The sequence below is a fragment of the Brevundimonas sp. ABV4_179 genome (assembly GCF_056311945.1).
Window position 1 is genome coordinate 3,484,326 of the sequence record NZ_CM149976.1, and the last position, 15,877, is coordinate 3,500,202.

The window sequence follows — 15,877 nt, forward strand, 5'->3', positions numbered from 1 at the left end:
CGCCGCCGGAACAGCATAGACGGAAAAATAGACGCTACAACAATAACTTATGTCAGATATCGCACATCTCGACTTCCCCCGCCGGCCGCGTTAGGCTGCAGGCGTTCTCCGGGGGGTCGCAATCGAGCGGCTGAGATTGAGGTTTCTCCTCTGACCCGTCGAACCTGATCCGGGTCATGCCGGCGAAGGGATGAGTAACGCTTTCGGTCCTCGCGCCACAGGACCCACGCGCCCGACGTCGGCGGACCTCACACCGTTTGAGGCCGCCATGAACATCCAAGTCACCCCGCCCGCCCTGCCCGAAGAGCCGAATGTGGATCTGGCGCTGAAAGACGCGCGCGAACAGGTGATGAAGGAGACCGGCGCCATCCCCACCGGCGAACGGGCGGGCAGCCGCAAGGTCTATGTCGCGGGCGAACTCTATCCCGACATCCGCGTCCCCTTCCGCGAGGTCGCCGTCCACCCGAGCGCCAACGAGCCGCCGGTGACCATCTATGACTCATCGGGCCCCTACACCGACCCGACCGTCGCCATCGACATCAAGAAGGGCCTGCCCCGCGTGAAGTCGTCGTGGCAGCTGGATCGTGGCGACATCGCCCCCGTCGCGAACCCGCGCGAGGTCAAGCCCGAGGACAACGGCCACGCCAGCGGCCGCCACCTGGCGCCGCGCTTCGACGTCTCGAACCACCGCGTCTTCAAGGGCGTGGAGGGCCGCCCGGTGACGCAGTACGAATACGCCCGCGCCGGCATCATCACGCCCGAGATGGAATATGTCGCCATCCGCGAGAACCTGCGCCGCGAGCAGAACTCCCCCTGCATCCGCGACGGCGAAGATTTCGGCGCCGCGATCCCCGACTTCGTGACGCCCGAGTTCGTGCGGCAGGAGATCGCGCGCGGCCGCGCCATCATCCCGCACAACATCAATCACCCCGAGGTCGAGCCGATGATCATCGGCCGCAACTTCCTGGTGAAGATCAATGCTAACATTGGAAATAGTGCGGTCCTGTCCAGCGTGGACGACGAGGTGGACAAGCTGGTCTGGGCCACCCGCTGGGGCGCCGACAACGTCATGGACCTGTCGACGGGTCGCAACATCCACAACATCCGCGACTGGATCATCAGGAACTCGTCCGTCCCCATCGGCACCGTGCCCATCTATCAGGCGCTGGAGAAGGTGAACGGCATAGCCGAGGACCTGACGTGGGAGGTGTTCCGCGACACCCTGATCGAACAGGCCGAACAGGGGGTGGACTATTTCACCATCCACGCCGGGGTGCGCCTGCCCTTCGTGCCGATGACGGCCAATCGGGTGACGGGCATCGTCTCAAGAGGCGGCTCCATCATGGCCAAGTGGTGCCTGGCCCACCACAAGGAGAGCTTCCTCTACGAGCATTTCGAGGACATCTGCGACATCATGCGGGCCTATGATGTCAGCTTCAGCCTGGGCGACGGCCTGCGCCCCGGCTCCATCGCCGACGCCAATGACGAGGCCCAGTTCGCCGAGCTGCGCACCCTTGGCGAACTGACGAGAATCGCCTGGGCCAAGGGCTGCCAGGTCATGATCGAGGGCCCCGGCCACGTGCCGATGCACAAGATCAAACAGAATATGGACGAGCAGCTGAAGCACTGCCACGAGGCGCCCTTCTATACGCTTGGCCCCCTGACCACCGACATCGCGCCCGGCTATGACCACATCACATCGGCCATCGGCGCGGCCATGATCGGCTGGTTCGGCACGGCCATGCTCTGCTACGTCACGCCCAAGGAGCATCTGGGCCTGCCGGATCGTCAGGACGTCAAGGACGGCGTCATCACCTACAAGATCGCCGCCCACGCCGCCGACCTGGCCAAGGGCCACCCCGCCGCCCGCCTACACGACGACGCCCTGTCACGCGCCCGGTTCGAGTTCCGCTGGGAGGATCAGTTCAACCTGGGCCTGGACCCCGAAACCGCCCGCAAATACCACGACGCCACCCTGCCCAAGGAGGCCCACAAGACCGCCCACTTCTGCTCCATGTGCGGCCCCAAGTTCTGCAGCATGAAGATCAGCCAGGACATCCGCCGCGATGCCCAGGCCCAGAATGATGCGGGCGGTTCGCTGACGGAGGCCGAAGCCGGCATGGCGGAAATGAGCGCGAAGTTCCGCGCGGGGGGCGGGGTTGTGGAGGTGAAGGTGTAACTTCGCTACGCGTTGCCGGGGGAGCCGATTTCAATCTAGGGTGTGCGGTCAAAGGGGGACAAATCGTGGCCTTGCCAAAATCCTATCTTACCAGCACCAAAAATCTCGCGGCGCTTCTCGAAGCGATGAAGACTGCGCAGGCACCAGATACGTTCAATCTGAAATTTCTGGAGGGGCTTGGTTTTCCCTCCAGCAATGACCGGCTGGTTGTGGGAGTGCTTGTGGCTCTGGGTTTTCTTTCCCAGGATAAAAAGCCCACAGATCGATACTTTAGATTTCTCGACCAAACCCAGTCGGCGGTTGTTCTGGCGGAGGGAATTCGCGAAGCATACGATGACCTCTTTAAAGTTAATACAAGCGCTCAGAAGCTCAGCCGTTCTGAGGTCATAAACAAGTTTAAGACACTTAGTCAGGGACAGCTGTCTGAGTCCGTTCTTGATAAGATGGCACTTACATTTAGCGAGCTTGTCAAGCTTGCTGATTTTGAAACGAAGGCTGCAACAACCCTAACTGAGCCTTCAGAGATTGTCGCACCGGATACAGAAGTTCAGAGGAGCGAATCTCGTTCCCCTTCATCGTCCCGGTCGCTAGGCGGCTTGCACTACAATATACAAATAATACTGCCTGAAAGTCGCGACCCAAAAGTATACGACGCTCTATTTAGAAGCCTAAAAGAGCACATTTTATGAAAGACATCGAAGCTTACAGCTTCGTTTATCGAGGAATGTTGACGCAAGAAGCCTTGGACTCGGCAGGCCGAACCAAGCCGCGCACTTCCGAAATGGATGACGCAGAAATAGGCATTCTCCTTTCTTTGAACGTTCTTAATGAAGACCTGGTCGCCGATGCTAGAGGCATGGCTATTGTCTATACAGCCGTGGCTGCGTTCGAGAACTCGGTGCGGAACTTGGTCTCCGCGACCCTTCTTGAGTCAAAGGGAGCCAATTGGTGGGCAGAATGCGTATCGGAAAAAATCCGATCCGCTGCAGAAAAACGGCTGGAGGAAGAAAAGAAGGTCCGCTGGCATGTTCAAAGAGGCGAAGACCCCATTCAGTTCACGATGCTTCCTAATCTTCTGAATATCATTCGCCAAAACGAAGAATGTTTCGAGCCATTTATACCCGATTTAGATTGGGCGGCTTCGATATTTGACGTGATTGAGAAGTCGCGTAACGTAATAATGCATAGCGGTCAGCTCAGTCGCCGGGATGTCGCGAGGTTAGGGACACATCTTCGAGATTGGTCCACCCAGATTACGGTTTAGAGCCATCCTCGAATGTGAATCGTCGTTATGCCCACCCTCGTCCTCCTCGCCGGACCGAACGGATCCGGAAAGACCACCTTCATCAACCGCTTCCTGCGTCAGCGGGCGGAGGCGTTTCGGTTCGTGAACCCGGACGCGGGGGCGTGATCCCCTCCTTTCGTCATCCTCCGGCAAGCCGCGCAGCGGCGCAGACCGGGGGACCCAGCGGCGCGCGAGAGCGCGACCCGAAGGGCGGCGCGTAGCTGCCAACCTGGTGCGAGCCGGGACCTTTCGACATCGTGCGGTGGATGCATCGCCTTCGGCGCCGCTGGGTCCCCCGGTCGCTTCGCGCCGGAGGATGACGAAAGACAGGGACCTGTTAGATTGGGGGCCGCGATGAACAAGATGCTGATCGATCACGAAACCGCACTGAAGGCCGCGCGCCGCGCCGCCGAGATGGCGAAGCATGGCACGCGCGAGGAGCAGTCCGGCAAGTTCCTGCCGCCGCCCGGCTGGAAGGGGCATCTGGTCACCGCCGCCGACGCCGCACCCTCGCGCCGGAAGACGCGCGCCTAGGTCTCCCCCTCCCCTCGAGAGCGGGGCGGATGAACGGCTGGTCCGCCTTCCTATGCACGATGCGCCTGCTCGGCCCGTTGAAATCCCTCGCCTTTCGGCAAAATGTGCGGCCCCAACCTATCACGGTTCCGGGCGGGGTTAGACTGAGGGGGCGCTCCGTTTCGGGGGCGTGGGCCAGGGGCTGAAGACGCAGATGGACAGCAACGCACCCCGCATCATCGCGCGCGGCGAGTGGGAGCAGAACGAGTTCGGGGACCTGTCCTACATTCCCCGGCACAAGGCGCCGCCGATGGGCGACGCGCGCGGCAATATCGGTCCCTGGCAGGAGGGGCGCGATCCCGACGACCTGCCGGTCGACGAATATGTCCCCGGCGCCCCGACCGATCCGGCGGTCGCCGCCGCGATGGCGGAAATCATGGCCGCGCGGGACGCGGCCGGGGCCGAGATCATGGCCGCGCGCGATGCAACCGGGGCCGGGTCGCGCGGCGGCTATGTCCGGGCGTCAGAGGCCGCGTGGCAGGCGGCGGCGAAGGACTATCTGGCGGGCGCCAGCGCCGAGACGGTCAGCGCCCGTTACGGCATGGCGGTCAGCACCTTTCGCGCCCGCGCCGCCGAGGAAGGCTGGCGGCGTCGGGACCAGCCCGACCCCGCCCCTCTGGATGATCGCGCGCCCGACGCTGACCTGCCCGCCGACCTGCCCGACCCCTTTGACGACGAACCGGCCGATTTCGCCGCCATGGCCGATCAGGCGCGGGCGCGGCTGAACCGGGCGGTCCAGGCCGGGCGCGCGCTGGAGGCCGCCCGCTGGATGCGGCTGCACCTCAGCCTGTCGGCCCTGGCGCGCCGGACGGAGGACGACGCGGCGCCCCCGCCCCCTGCCCCGCCGCCGCCTGAACCGAAGGAACCCGACCTGCTCGACCGCGCCGGCGCCGTCGCGCGCGAGATCGGCGTCATCGCCCGCGCGGCCATGGCCCTGACGCCCGGCGATATCGCCGGCCGCGACGCCCTGATGGCGCGTGTGGAGGCGCTGGACGACCTGAAGCCGTCGCCAATTTCAGACGATGTGCACACATTGGACGGTGTTTTTGTTCAGCCGCCGTCCGCGACCCGGCCGCCGTGATCGTCTCCGCCCCGCCGCGCAGGACGGAGGCGGTTCTCAGCCCTCCGACGCGATCTGTCGCAGCGCCTGTTCGAACGCCTCGGGCGGCTGGCCGCCCGAGATCAGATATTTGCCCTCGACCACCACGGCCGGGACCGAACTGACGCCGCGCGACCGCCACAGTTCCTCGGCCTGGCGCACCGCCTGGGCGTAGCGGCCCGAGGCCAGCACCTCGCCCGCCTCGGCCCGGTCCAGGCCCGCCGTCTCCGCCGCCTCGGTCAGGACGCGGGCGTCGGTGATGTTCTTGTTGTCGGTGAAATGGGCGGCGAACAGGGCCTGTTTCAGCGCCTTCTGCCTGTCGGGCGCGGTCTCGTGCGCCCAGTGCAGCAGGCGGTGGGCGTCGAAGGTGTTCCAGATACGGCTGTCCGGCCCCATCCGCATGTCGAAGCCGACCGCGCCTGCCCGCTCGCGGATCATGGCGCGGTTGGCGGCGGACTGTTCGGGGGTGGATCCGTATTTGCGGGCGATGTGTTCGCCGATGTTCTCGCCCTCGGGCGCCATCTGGGGGTTCAGCTCGAACGGCTGGAAGGCGATGTCGGCGGCGATCCCCTCGGCCTTCAGCGTGTCCAGCGCGGTCTCCAGCCCGCCCAGCCCCACCACGCACCAGGGGCAGACCACGTCGGAGACGAAGTCGATCTTGAGGGTCTTGGTCATCGGCGGCGGCCTTCTGGAACAGCGAGTGTTGCGAAGGATATGGCGACGCCCGGCCGGGCGACAAGGGCTATCCCAGCTTCAGGTCTCGGGGCGGCCGGATGCGCCGCCAGCGCGCCTCCACGAAGGCGAAGGCGCCGAAGGCCATCAGCCCCGCCGCCGTCAGCCCCAGGATCACCGAGCCGCCCGGCTGGGCCTCCAGCGCGTCCAGGGCCGCCGCCGTCGTCGTCACCTCGCCCGATCGCGCATGAAGCCCCGCCAGCACCACGAACACCCCCAGCGGCAGATAGGCGAAGCCCCGCGCCGCGTATCCCGCCCGCGCCAGGGCGGTGGCCGTCCCGCAGAAGGCCTTGGGACAGGCCAGGGCGTCGTCGAAGTCGTCGCGGAAGGCCCTGACGATATTGCCGACGCCGACACCCAGCACCGTCAGCCCCGCCCCGATCAGCAGCGCCTCGCCGAACGGCAGGGCCAGAAGGGCGGCGGCCTTCTCCTGGTTCTCGGCGACGCTCTCGGCCTGGGCGGAGGAGGCGTCGGTCGCCTCGGCGAACTCGTCCAGATACTCGAACACCCCCGACGCCAGCACGCCGTAGAACAGGCCGCTGACGGCCTGGCCCGCCCGCGTGGTCCAGCCCTTCAGGTCCGCCCCCTCATGGTCGGCGTCGAACACCGCCTGCAGTACGCGCCAGCCGACGAAGGCCCACAGGCCCAGGCCCAGCAGCACCAGCCAGACCTTGCCGAACGGCTGTTCCGCCAGCCAGCCCGCCGCCCCGCTGGTCCCCACCGCCTCTCCGATCCGGTCGGTCGCGGCCAGAAGCGTCAGGGCGCCCGCCGACAGATAGACGAAGCCGCGCGCCCCATATCCGATCCGCGCCGCGCCCTCGATCAGGACGTGCAGGCGGGGCGTGCGGCGCGCCGGGGGCCAACGGCGGCGAACGGTGCGGCCCAGGCCGGCGGCGGCGCGTCTCAGGCTTTCAACGGCGGTCATCGGGTCTCCGGCGGCGCGAAGCCCCTGAACGCCGCCGCGCCGGCAAAGGCTCCCGTCCGTCGCGCGTCAGCTCTGGGCCGCCGGCAGCTCCAGCACCGCCTTCAGCCCGCCCATGTCGCTGTCCGCCAGGGTCAGCCGACCGCCGTAGGCGCGGGTCAGGTCGTCCACGATCGACAGGCCCAGGCCCGACCCCGGCGCACTCTCGTCCAGCCGGGCGCCGCGCTGCATGACCGTGTCGCGCTGGTCGGCGGGCAGGCCCGGCCCGTCGTCCTCGACCACCAGGATCATCTGTCCCAGGCCGCTGCCGCCGGCCGAGACGCGCACACGGCGTCGGGCGAACTTGGCGGCGTTCTCGATCAGATTGCCCAGGATCTCCTGCAGGTCCTGCCGCTCGCCCAGGAAGGCCAGGTCGTCCGGTGCGCGCCAGTCGATCTCGACCCCCTTGGTGCGGAACACCTGTTCGATCATGACCGCCAGTTCGTCCAGCACCTCGGGCACCGGCGTCGTCTCGCCCAGGCCGTGGGCGGCGCGGGCGGCGGCGCGGGCGCGGCGCAGGTGGTGATCCACCTGGCCCTGCATGACCTGGGTCTGGCGGCGCACCAGTTCGGGCAGTTGCCCCTCCTGCGTCCCCGCCTCGGCCAGCATGACCGAGATCGGCGTCTTCAGCGCGTGGGCCAGGTTGCCGACATGGGTGCGCTGGCGCTCCACCACCTCCTGATTATGGTCCAGCAGGCGGTTGACCTGTTCGGCCAGGGGCTGGATCTCCAGCGGATAGGACCGGCCGATCCGCGCCGACCTGCCCTTGCGCACGTCCGCGATCTCGTCGCGCAGGTCGAACAGGGGCCGCAGGCCGATCCGCACCTGGATGAAGACCGCCGACACCAGCCCCAGCCCCAGGATCAGCAGGGCGATCCAGGCGACATGGGCGAACTGGCGCGTGTCGGCGTCCACCTCGGACCGGTCCACGGCGGCGATGAAGATGATCGGATGCTCGTGCCGGGGGATGGACTTCATGCTGGCGGCGACTCGAAGCGGCTCGCGCGTCTCGGCGTCGTCCTTGGGGCCGGTCGTGTTGAAGGTGATGACGTCGCCGAAGGCCGCATCCAGCCGCCGCGGCAGGTCCGGCGGCAACGCCAGATCATAGCGCCACAGCGAGTTGGAGCGCGCCAGATTGACCAGACGCCCGTCCGGCCGCACCTCCAGGATCTGCCAATATTTGCCCGACAGCAGGCGCAGGGTACGGGCGTCCTGGATCTGAGGCGACACATCGCCGGGCGGGGTGCGGCTGGCGGCGACCACGATCTCGTCGATGGTCTCGTTCAGGGTGGCCCCCAGTCGCCGCAGGGCCGACTCCTGAAAGGCCTGGGTCAGCACCAGGGCCGCGATCACCAGGGCGACCAGGATCCATGCCGAGGCCAGCCAGATCAGCCGGCGCGTCAGCGACCGGCCCGGCCGCCCGAACCATCGCCCCCAGTCCAGACGTTTCGCGACCGGCGCCTCGGTCACGCTGGTTCGGATTCGCCCGCCAGCGGCGTCAGCCGGTATCCCAGGCCGCGCACCGTCTCGATCCGGTCAGGCCCCACCTTCTTGCGGACCCGGCCGATGAAGACCTCGATGGTGTTGGAATCCCGGTCGAAATCCTGGTCGTACAGATGTTCGACCAGCTCGGTCCGGCTGATGACGCGGCCCTGATGCATCATCATGTGATGCAGCAGCCGGTACTCCAGCGACGTCAGCCGCAACGGCTCGCCGTTGACGCTGGCCCGCGCGGCGCGCGGATCGAGCCGCAAGCCCCCGCACGACAGGGTCGCCGAGGCGATGCCCGCCGAGCGGCGCAGCAGGGCCCGCAGACGCGCCAGAAGCTCTTCGGTATGGAAGGGTTTGGTCAGATAGTCGTCGGCCCCGGCGTCGAAACCCGCCACCTTGTCCGACCAGGCGCCGCGCGCCGTCAGGATCAGGACCGGCGTGGTCTTGCCCTCGCGCCGCCAGCGCTCCAGCACCGACACCCCGTCGATCTTGGGCAGGCCCAGGTCCAGAACGATGACGTCATAGGGCTCGTTCTCGCCCAGATAATGGGCTTCCTCGCCGTCCGGGGCATGGTCCACCGCATAGCCCGCGTCGCCCAGCGCCGCCTTCAGCTGACGCGACAGGTCCGCGTCGTCCTCGACCAAAAGCACGCGCATCAGTTGGGCCTGCGTCGTTGAGTGTTGTCGGGACCACCCTGGCGGGCCTGGCCCGTCTGGCCGTCGACGACGACCTCGCGCACGCGCCCGTCGCGTTCGACCAGGACGGAGTAGTTGCCGTCGCGGCGCGGCTGGGTGTCGATGGGACGGCCGCCCCCGGCCTCGCCGCCGCGACGGCGCGCCTCGTCGGGACTGACGCGCGGGCCGCGATCCTGCGAGCGCGGGTCCTGATCGCGGGATTGGGCGGCCGCCTGCGTCGTCAGGGCAGGCGTGACGGCCAGGGCCATGATCAAGGCCATGACCAGGCTTTGGGCGGCGACGATGAAACTGGCGGGTTTGCGGGACATGGCGACCGATCTAGCCCCCTTCATCTGAACGGGTGCTGAATGCCTCGTATAGGTCAACCGACGCCGCGCGCCAAACCGGGGATCGCGCAAACCTGTCGATCCGGCCACCCCGTCGATGGCCCAGTCCTATCACCGGCCGACGCCGCCGCATCATGGCCCCCATCAGCCCGGCCATGGCGCCTGGCCGCCGATCGACGCCCGCCAGGCCAATCTGGATCGCCGCATCGACCGGGGCGTCCGCACCGGCCAGCTCAGCCGCCGCGAAGCCGTCCGCCTGCGCGGCGAGTTCAACAGCCTGCTGCGGCTGGAAGCCAACTACCGCCGGGGCGGCCTGACCGCCTGGGAGCGCGCCGACCTGGACCGCCGCTTCGACCGCCTGTCGGCCCAGATCCGCCACCAGCGCGGCGACCGCGACCACTGGCGCGGCTAAAACCTCAGGACAGACCCTTCGGCAGATCAGCGCGCCCCGGTCGACACGGCCGGGGCGCGCGTCGTCGCGCGAGCCTGGGCCAGTTCGCGGGCGGCTATGGCGAAGTCGGCCTGGAAGGCCGGGTCGGCCTTCAGGGCGGCGAACAAGGCCGCGCCGACGATGCGGCCGGCCTCGACGTCGCTGGCGTAATGGACGCCGCAGATCGCCCGGCTGTCGCCATAGGCCAAACCGCGCGCCAGGATCTGGTCGGCCCGGTCCGGGGCCATTTCGGACAGGACCAGCGCCCAGGCCCAGCCCAGGGCCGAATGGCCGGATGGATAGGAGCCGCTGGCCGCCAGCCAAGGCTCGGGCGCGAAACAGGTCTCGGCCGGCTCGGCCACGAAGGGGCGCGGACGGGTGAAGCCGCGCTTGGCCGGGGTCTGGATCGTCTCCAGGTCGCCCAGCATCCGCCCCAGCAGCCGCGTCAGGGTCGGCATCCGTTCGGGAAGGAAGGCGACGCCCAGCGCCTGGTCGAACACGCGCGGCGCGGACGGGGTCTCGATCTCGTTGTCCGCGCGCGCCTGGTCCCAGCGGGCGGTCCCCTTCAGGGCGCGGGTGGCGCGGTAATAGGCCAGGTCGTCCTGCGCCCTCAGCGATCCGGCCTCGGGCGGCGGCGGCAGGAAGGCGGAGGCGTCGGGCGCATGCGCCTCGTCCAGGTAACCGCGCGGGTGATCGCGGAAGCCGGTCCAGAAGACAGGGTTTGGCGCAGGCGCCGAGGCGCAGCCGACGAGGGTCAGGGCCAGGGCGGCCGCCGTCGACCGGCGACCCAAGAGGGAAAGACGCATGGACACTCTGAAACTCTCGGGAAATCAGGCGACCTGGGCGCCGGGACGGCCGTCCTCGACGACCCAGGTCTTCAAGGTGGACAGCGAGGCCTTGGGATCGCGCACGTCGCTGACGGCCTGATAGCGGGCGGTCATTCGCTGGGGCGTGACGTCCATCGACATGTAGCCCCGCACGCGGCTGTCGAAGAATTTGATGTGCGGATTGGCCGGCATGGCCGCCATAAGACTGTCGTAGGGCGGCCCGCCCGATGTGATGGAGGTGCCCACGAACTCGGTCGCGACGACAGGCGAACGCTCGTCGCGGCTGTCCAGCAGGACGTCGTTGGTCCAGAAGGAATGGTAGTCCCCGGCCAGCACCACCGGATTGCGCGGCTTGATCGTGTGCAGCGCCTGGGTCATGCGGTCGCGCGCGGCGGGGAAGCCATCCCAGGTGTCGGTCCAGTAGCGGGTCTCGCCATTGGGGTCCTCGAACCGCAGACCGGCCATGACCAGGTCCTGGCCCAGGATGTTCCAGCGCGCCTCGGCGCCCGCCAGGCCGTCGTACAGCCAGCGCTCCTGCTCGAAGCCCAGGAAGGTGCGCGACGGGTCCAGGCGGTCCAGGCACTGGGCGTCGGCGACGATCTGGCCCTTGGCGCCGCCCTCGTCGACGCAGGCCCCGCGCGAGCGATACTGGCGTCCGTCCAGCATGAAGAACTCGGCCAGCCTGCCATAGCGGACGCGCTTGTGGATCGGCATCTGCAGGCGGCGATCCAGCCGGGTGCGACGGATCGGCATGGCCTCGTAGAAGGCCTGATAGCCGGCGGCGCGGCGGCGCAGGAAATCGTCGGGCCGGCCGCCCTTGTCGGGCCAGACGCCGGAATAGTTGTCCAGCACCTCATGGTCGTCCCAGACGACCAGACAGGGCGCCGCCGCGTGCAGGCGTTGCAGGTCCGCGTCGGTCCGATGCAGCGCATAGCGGTTGCGATAGCCGGCCAGGGTGGTGGCGTCCTCGAACCCGTAGGGCCGCACGATATTGGCCGCCCGCGCCCCGGTGCGGGTGTATTCGTAGATGTAGTCGCCCAGGAACAGGGTCAGGTCCGGCGCCTCGTCGGCCATATGGCCATAGGCGCTGAAATAGCCGACCTCCCAGTTCGAGCAGGAGGCGACGGCCAGCTTCAGCCGATCCACCTCCGCATTCGGCGCCGGCGCCGTGCGGGCCAGACCGACCGGGCTGCGCTGGCCGGCGGCGGTGAACCGATACCAGTAGGGGCGGCCGGGGGTCAGGCCCTGGACCTCCACATGGACCGAATGGGCGGCGGCGGCCTCGGCCGTGACCTGGCCCGAGGCGACGATGCGGGAAAAGCCCTCGTCGGCGGCGACATCCCAGCGCACCGGCATGGACGCGCCCAGACCGCCCTGTCCGTCAGCGGCGACCGGATCGACGGCTAGCCGGGTCCACAGCACGAAACCGTCCGGCCACGGATCGCCGCTCGCGACGCCCAACGGGAACAGATAGGCGCCGCCCGCCTGGGCTCGGCCGAAACGCAGCACGACGGGGGCGGCGACCAGCCCCCCGATCAGGGCGCGGCGAGAAAAGCCCGTGTTCAGAACACTCATCGACCCGCGCTCCCCGCAGCGGCGCCCGGGCCGAATCGGGCGCGGAAATCGTGCAGGCGGATGACGAAGTCGTCGCTGGCGACGAAGTCGGCGTCGCTCATCCGGGGCTGTTCGTTGGCCTTATAACGGCGGGCGTATTCCGGCTGGTCCGACGCATACTGACGATAACGGGTCGAATAGGCGCGAACCCGCACCGTTGGCGTCTCGCCGGTCATGTCGAAGGCCATCAGCCGCATCCAGCCGTCGCCGATTCCCGGCGCGCGATCCGGCGCCAAGCCTGCGTCCAGCGCGGTCTGATTGCGGTCCTGATAGTCAGACAGCAGTTGATAGACGGCGCCGCCCTGGCGGTTGAGATCGGAGCGGAAGGCCTGGCCGTTGTGGTGGCCGCTCAGCACCATGAAGATCTGCGGATTGCGGGCGATCAGCTTGTCCCACACCCCCTGGGCGTCGTTGTCGAACGGGTCCAGGGCGTGCAGATCGACCACCGGATGGGCGCGGCGCTGGCCGGTCTTGTCGATGAAGTCGTGGGTGGTGATCAGGGTCGGCAGGCCCGGATGGGCGTGGATGACCGTCTCGGCCCATTTCAGGCTGGCGTCAGACGGAGCCATCTGCAGGCCGATATGCAGGAAGCGATAGCCGCCCGCCTCGAACACCTGGGCGCTGTCGGCCCCGCCGTCGTGCGAAGCCACATACCAGGGGCGGTCTTTGAAGAACTTCGTCTCGGCCCCGAAGGCCTGGTTCCAGGCGGTCAGGCCGCCGATGTGAATCATGCCCAGGCGGCGCAGGTCGCCGGCCGGCGCGGTCAGGTCTTGAGGCCATTGTTCATCCCACCACTGACCGTCGTAGTCGTGATTGCCCGACACCACTGAAAACGGCAGGACGCCGTCGATGCGGTCATAGGCGGCGATGGAGGCCGGAATCTCGACCGTACGCACGCCCTCGGCAATCTTGTCCAGATTGGCGCCGCCGGGCGCAGGGCGGGGACGAAAGCCGCGCGCCGCATGGTCGGGGTCGATGGCCACGACCGGATGCTGCCACACGTCGCCGACGGCGGTGGCGAAGACGATGTCGCCGCCGCGCGAAACGGCGTGGTCGGCGATGAACTGCAGCTGTTCGGTCATCATGTCCCGCGCGTCGAAGGGAAAGCCCGCCGCGCGCTGATGGGTGAAATCGGCGTAGTTCTGGGTGTCGGGAATGACGGCGATGGTGAACCGGCCCGGCGCCGGCTGGGCCACGGCCGCGCCCGAGGCCAGGGCGATCCCGCCCGCCAGAAGGGCGCAGGTCAGGCGTTTCCAGATAGTCTGCACGGCGCGGTCTCCCGGCGAAAGGACGGGCTTCGGCCTGACGACCGAAGCCCGGGTTGGATCAGTAACGATAGCTCAGGCGCACGCCCCAGGTGCGCGGCGGATTGGGCGAACCCGTCGCCGCCGAGATGAAGCGGTTGCGCGATTCCTCGGAGTAGGAATCCGTCAGATTGTTCACATAGACGCCGAACGCATAGTTCCCGTTCATCGGCCGCGCCGTAACCCCGGCGTTGACCAGCCAGTAGGAGTCGATGATCGAGTTGGATGAGGTGGAGAACTTCTCGTCGCGGAAGGCGTAGTTGGTCTGCGCCTCCACGCCCCAGTCGCCCATCCGCCAGTCGTAGGCGACCGAACCCTTGTAGTCCCATTTGGGGAAGGGCAGCCGCTCGCCGGCGCGGTCGCTGTAGATGATGGTGTTGTACTGGCCCGTCGCCGGGTCCTTGGCCGCCTCGGTCGCGGTCGAGTTGACGAAGAAGAACTCGTCGTATTCGCCGTATTTGTAGGCCAGGGCCTGGGTGATGGTCAGGTTGGGCAGGGGCCGCCACACCGCCTCGATCTCCGCGCCCTGGATGTGGGACTTGGGCACGTTGATCATCCGACCGACGCGCCCGGTCTGGGTGTAGAGCACGCCCTGCAGCTGCTGGTCGCGGTAGTCGTAGTAGAAGGCGGCCGCGTTGAACTGCAGCTTGCGGTCCCAGAAGCTGGACTTCACCCCGGTCTCATAGGCGATCAGCTCTTCGAACTTGAACGGCTCCAGCTGGTCCGGCAGGCCGCTGTTATAGGTGGTGAAACCGCCCGACTTCACCCCGCGCGAGACGTTGGCGTAGGTCAGGATGTCGTCGCTGATCGTGTATTCGACGCCCAGCTTCCCGGTCCATTCGCGCATCGACTGCGACTTCGACGCGGTGGCCCGCACCGAGGGGTTGGGGGCCAGGATCTCGGTCTTGAAGTTGTTCAGCTCGCGGCTTTCGTCCTCGTAGCGCAGGCCCCCGACCAGGGTCAGGCGGTCGTTCAGCCTGTAGTCCAGGTTTCCGAACACGCCCGTCGTCTCGACTTTCTGGCCGTAGGTGGTGCTCATGTAGAAGCCCAGGGTGCGGGCCTGCGAGAAGTCGGAGTAGAAGCCGCCGTCCACGCTTTCGTTGGCGTGATAGACGCCGGCCAGCCACTGGGCGCGGCCGCCGGTCGGCGAGGCCAGACGGACCTCCTGCGACGAAGTCTTGATGTCGTTGAAGAAGAAGGTGCCGGCCTCGTTGGACGCGGTGGCGTCCCAGTCGTTGAACTCGTTGCGGTCGAAGGTCTCATAGCTGGCGATGGCCGTCAGGGTCGCCCAGGTCAGATCCTGGTTCAGGCGCAGGCTGACGCCCTTGCCCTCGTTGTCGCGGAACGGCTTGGCGTTGGGCGAGGCGCCGATCAGCTGGGCGAAATAAGGGCTGATGCCCCAGCCGGTGATGCGGTGCGCGGTGTCGATCGGATAGACCCGGCCGCCGCCTGCGGTAAAGGGGCTGGTGATCAGCCGCAGGCCCCGGCCGTCCGACTGGTCGCGGCTGTAGTGCAGGTTCAGGTCGATGTCGGTCTGGGCCGTCGGGGTCCAGTTGACGCGCAGGCGGGCGGCCTTGGTGTCCTTGTCGCCCAGGCTTTCGCCGGTGTCGCGGTTGTATTGCCAGGCGCCGCCCGATTCCGCCGCCACCGACAGGCGCGCCGTCAGGTTCTCAGCGACGGGCCCCGACAGATAGCCCTCCAGCTTGGCCGCGTCATAGCTGCCGTAGCTCAGGTTCAGGCCGGCGGCGACATGGTCGGTCGGGGCGTTGGTGATCACGCTGACGGCGCCGCCGGTGGTGTTGCGGCCGTAAAGCGTGCCCTGCGGCCCGCGCAGCACCTCGACGCGGGCGATGTCGTACAGCAGACCTTGCGTCATCACGCCGTAAGGATAGGCCACCTCGTCGACATAGATGCCCACGGTCGAGGTGTTGTTGGCGGCGTAGTCGGTCAGGCCGACGCCGCGAATGCGGAACTGGGGCTGGCCGCCGCCCAGCTGGCTGTCGACCTCCAGGCTGGGCACCGAGTTCTCCAGGTCGTTGACCGTCTGGATGTTGCGGTCGTCCAGCGCCTCGCCCGAGATGACGGTCAGGGCCAGGCCGACCTTCTGAGAAGATTCGGCGCGGCGCTGGGCCGTGACGATGACGTCGTCGACCGATGCGGTCGCAGCCTCGGACTGGATTTGGGCGACGGCGGGCAGGGCCGCCAGGGTGAGCGCGGCGACCGAGGCGCCGAGAAGAAGACGTTTCATTTTGACCATCCATCGGGCGACGCGCGGGGCCCCGCCCTCGCGTGTCGATGTGTTTCGGGATGTCGCCGAACAGCCGCCTGATCCACGCTTGGGTCGAGACGCGCGCGGCCCGG

Annotated in this window: 15 protein-coding genes and 1 riboswitch; of the genes, 6 read left to right on the forward strand and 9 right to left on the reverse strand. The window is 67.6% G+C overall.

Annotation, left to right across the window (positions count from 1 at the left end; translation table 11 throughout):
- Positions 1–99: 99 nt before the first annotated feature.
- Positions 100–209: riboswitch (TPP riboswitch) on the forward strand.
- Positions 210–349: 140 nt separating this feature from the next.
- From thiC to ACYX4P_RS17190, 5 genes are all read left to right on the forward strand, one after another.
- Positions 350–2,179: a phosphomethylpyrimidine synthase ThiC gene (thiC, locus tag ACYX4P_RS17170; protein ID WP_248118722.1), complete on the forward strand. Its 1,830-nt coding sequence runs from the start codon at positions 350–352 to the stop codon at positions 2,177–2,179.
- A 65-nt stretch (positions 2,180–2,244) separates the two neighbouring features.
- Complete coding sequence (locus ACYX4P_RS17175; RefSeq protein WP_248118476.1) at positions 2,245–2,868, forward strand: DUF5343 domain-containing protein; 624 nt, start codon at positions 2,245–2,247, stop codon at positions 2,866–2,868.
- Positions 2,865–3,443: a Swt1 family HEPN domain-containing protein gene (locus ACYX4P_RS17180; RefSeq protein ID WP_248118478.1), complete on the forward strand. Its 579-nt coding sequence runs from the start codon at positions 2,865–2,867 to the stop codon at positions 3,441–3,443. The genes ACYX4P_RS17175 and ACYX4P_RS17180 overlap by 4 nt, the downstream gene beginning before the upstream one ends.
- 375 nt (positions 3,444–3,818) lie before the next feature.
- A complete protein-coding gene (locus tag ACYX4P_RS17185; protein ID WP_248118479.1) occupies positions 3,819–3,998 on the forward strand; it encodes a hypothetical protein in 180 nt (59 codons plus the stop codon).
- Positions 3,999–4,191: 193 nt separating this feature from the next.
- Positions 4,192–5,118 (forward strand): hypothetical protein, encoded by a 927-nt coding sequence (locus ACYX4P_RS17190; protein WP_248118481.1) that lies wholly within the window; start codon positions 4,192–4,194, stop codon positions 5,116–5,118.
- Positions 5,119–5,154: 36 nt separating this feature from the next.
- Here ACYX4P_RS17190 and ACYX4P_RS17195 read toward each other — a convergent pair whose 3' ends face one another.
- From ACYX4P_RS17195 to ACYX4P_RS17215, 5 genes are all read right to left on the reverse strand, one after another.
- On the reverse strand, positions 5,155–5,811 hold the full coding sequence (locus tag ACYX4P_RS17195) for a DsbA family oxidoreductase (protein ID WP_248118483.1): 657 nt from the start codon (positions 5,809–5,811) through the stop codon (positions 5,155–5,157).
- Positions 5,812–5,878: 67 nt separating this feature from the next.
- Entirely contained in the window at positions 5,879–6,793 is a 915-nt protein-coding gene (locus ACYX4P_RS17200; protein WP_248118485.1) for a DUF1206 domain-containing protein, read from the reverse strand.
- A gap of 66 nt (positions 6,794–6,859) precedes the next feature.
- Positions 6,860–8,299: a sensor histidine kinase gene (locus tag ACYX4P_RS17205; RefSeq protein ID WP_248118487.1), complete on the reverse strand. Its 1,440-nt coding sequence runs from the start codon at positions 8,297–8,299 to the stop codon at positions 6,860–6,862.
- Positions 8,296–8,976 (reverse strand): response regulator transcription factor, encoded by a 681-nt coding sequence (locus ACYX4P_RS17210; RefSeq protein ID WP_248118489.1) that lies wholly within the window; start codon positions 8,974–8,976, stop codon positions 8,296–8,298. Before ACYX4P_RS17210 ends, ACYX4P_RS17205 begins: the two co-directional genes overlap by 4 nt.
- Complete coding sequence (locus ACYX4P_RS17215) at positions 8,976–9,323, reverse strand: hypothetical protein (protein WP_248118491.1); 348 nt, start codon at positions 9,321–9,323, stop codon at positions 8,976–8,978. The genes ACYX4P_RS17210 and ACYX4P_RS17215 overlap by 1 nt, the downstream gene beginning before the upstream one ends.
- 115 nt (positions 9,324–9,438) lie before the next feature.
- On the opposite strand from ACYX4P_RS17215, the gene ACYX4P_RS17220 reads away from it, so the two are divergent.
- Positions 9,439–9,753 carry a hypothetical protein gene (locus ACYX4P_RS17220; protein WP_248118493.1) on the forward strand — a complete coding sequence of 105 codons (315 nt, stop codon included), beginning with the start codon at positions 9,439–9,441 and terminating at the stop codon, positions 9,751–9,753.
- A gap of 26 nt (positions 9,754–9,779) precedes the next feature.
- Here ACYX4P_RS17220 and ACYX4P_RS17225 read toward each other — a convergent pair whose 3' ends face one another.
- Genes ACYX4P_RS17225 through ACYX4P_RS17240 form a run of 4 tightly spaced genes read right to left on the reverse strand, consistent with a single transcriptional unit; the run spans position 9,780 to position 15,764 of the window.
- Entirely contained in the window at positions 9,780–10,577 is a 798-nt protein-coding gene (locus ACYX4P_RS17225; protein WP_248118495.1) for an acid phosphatase, read from the reverse strand.
- Between the two features lie 24 nt (positions 10,578–10,601).
- Positions 10,602–12,173 carry an alkaline phosphatase D family protein gene (locus ACYX4P_RS17230; RefSeq protein ID WP_248118497.1) on the reverse strand — a complete coding sequence of 524 codons (1,572 nt, stop codon included), beginning with the start codon at positions 12,171–12,173 and terminating at the stop codon, positions 10,602–10,604.
- Positions 12,170–13,480: a metallophosphoesterase family protein gene (locus ACYX4P_RS17235; protein ID WP_248118499.1), complete on the reverse strand. Its 1,311-nt coding sequence runs from the start codon at positions 13,478–13,480 to the stop codon at positions 12,170–12,172. The genes ACYX4P_RS17230 and ACYX4P_RS17235 overlap by 4 nt, the downstream gene beginning before the upstream one ends.
- A gap of 58 nt (positions 13,481–13,538) precedes the next feature.
- A complete protein-coding gene (locus tag ACYX4P_RS17240) occupies positions 13,539–15,764 on the reverse strand; it encodes a TonB-dependent receptor (RefSeq protein WP_248118501.1) in 2,226 nt (741 codons plus the stop codon).
- Positions 15,765–15,877: the final 113 nt, after the last annotated feature.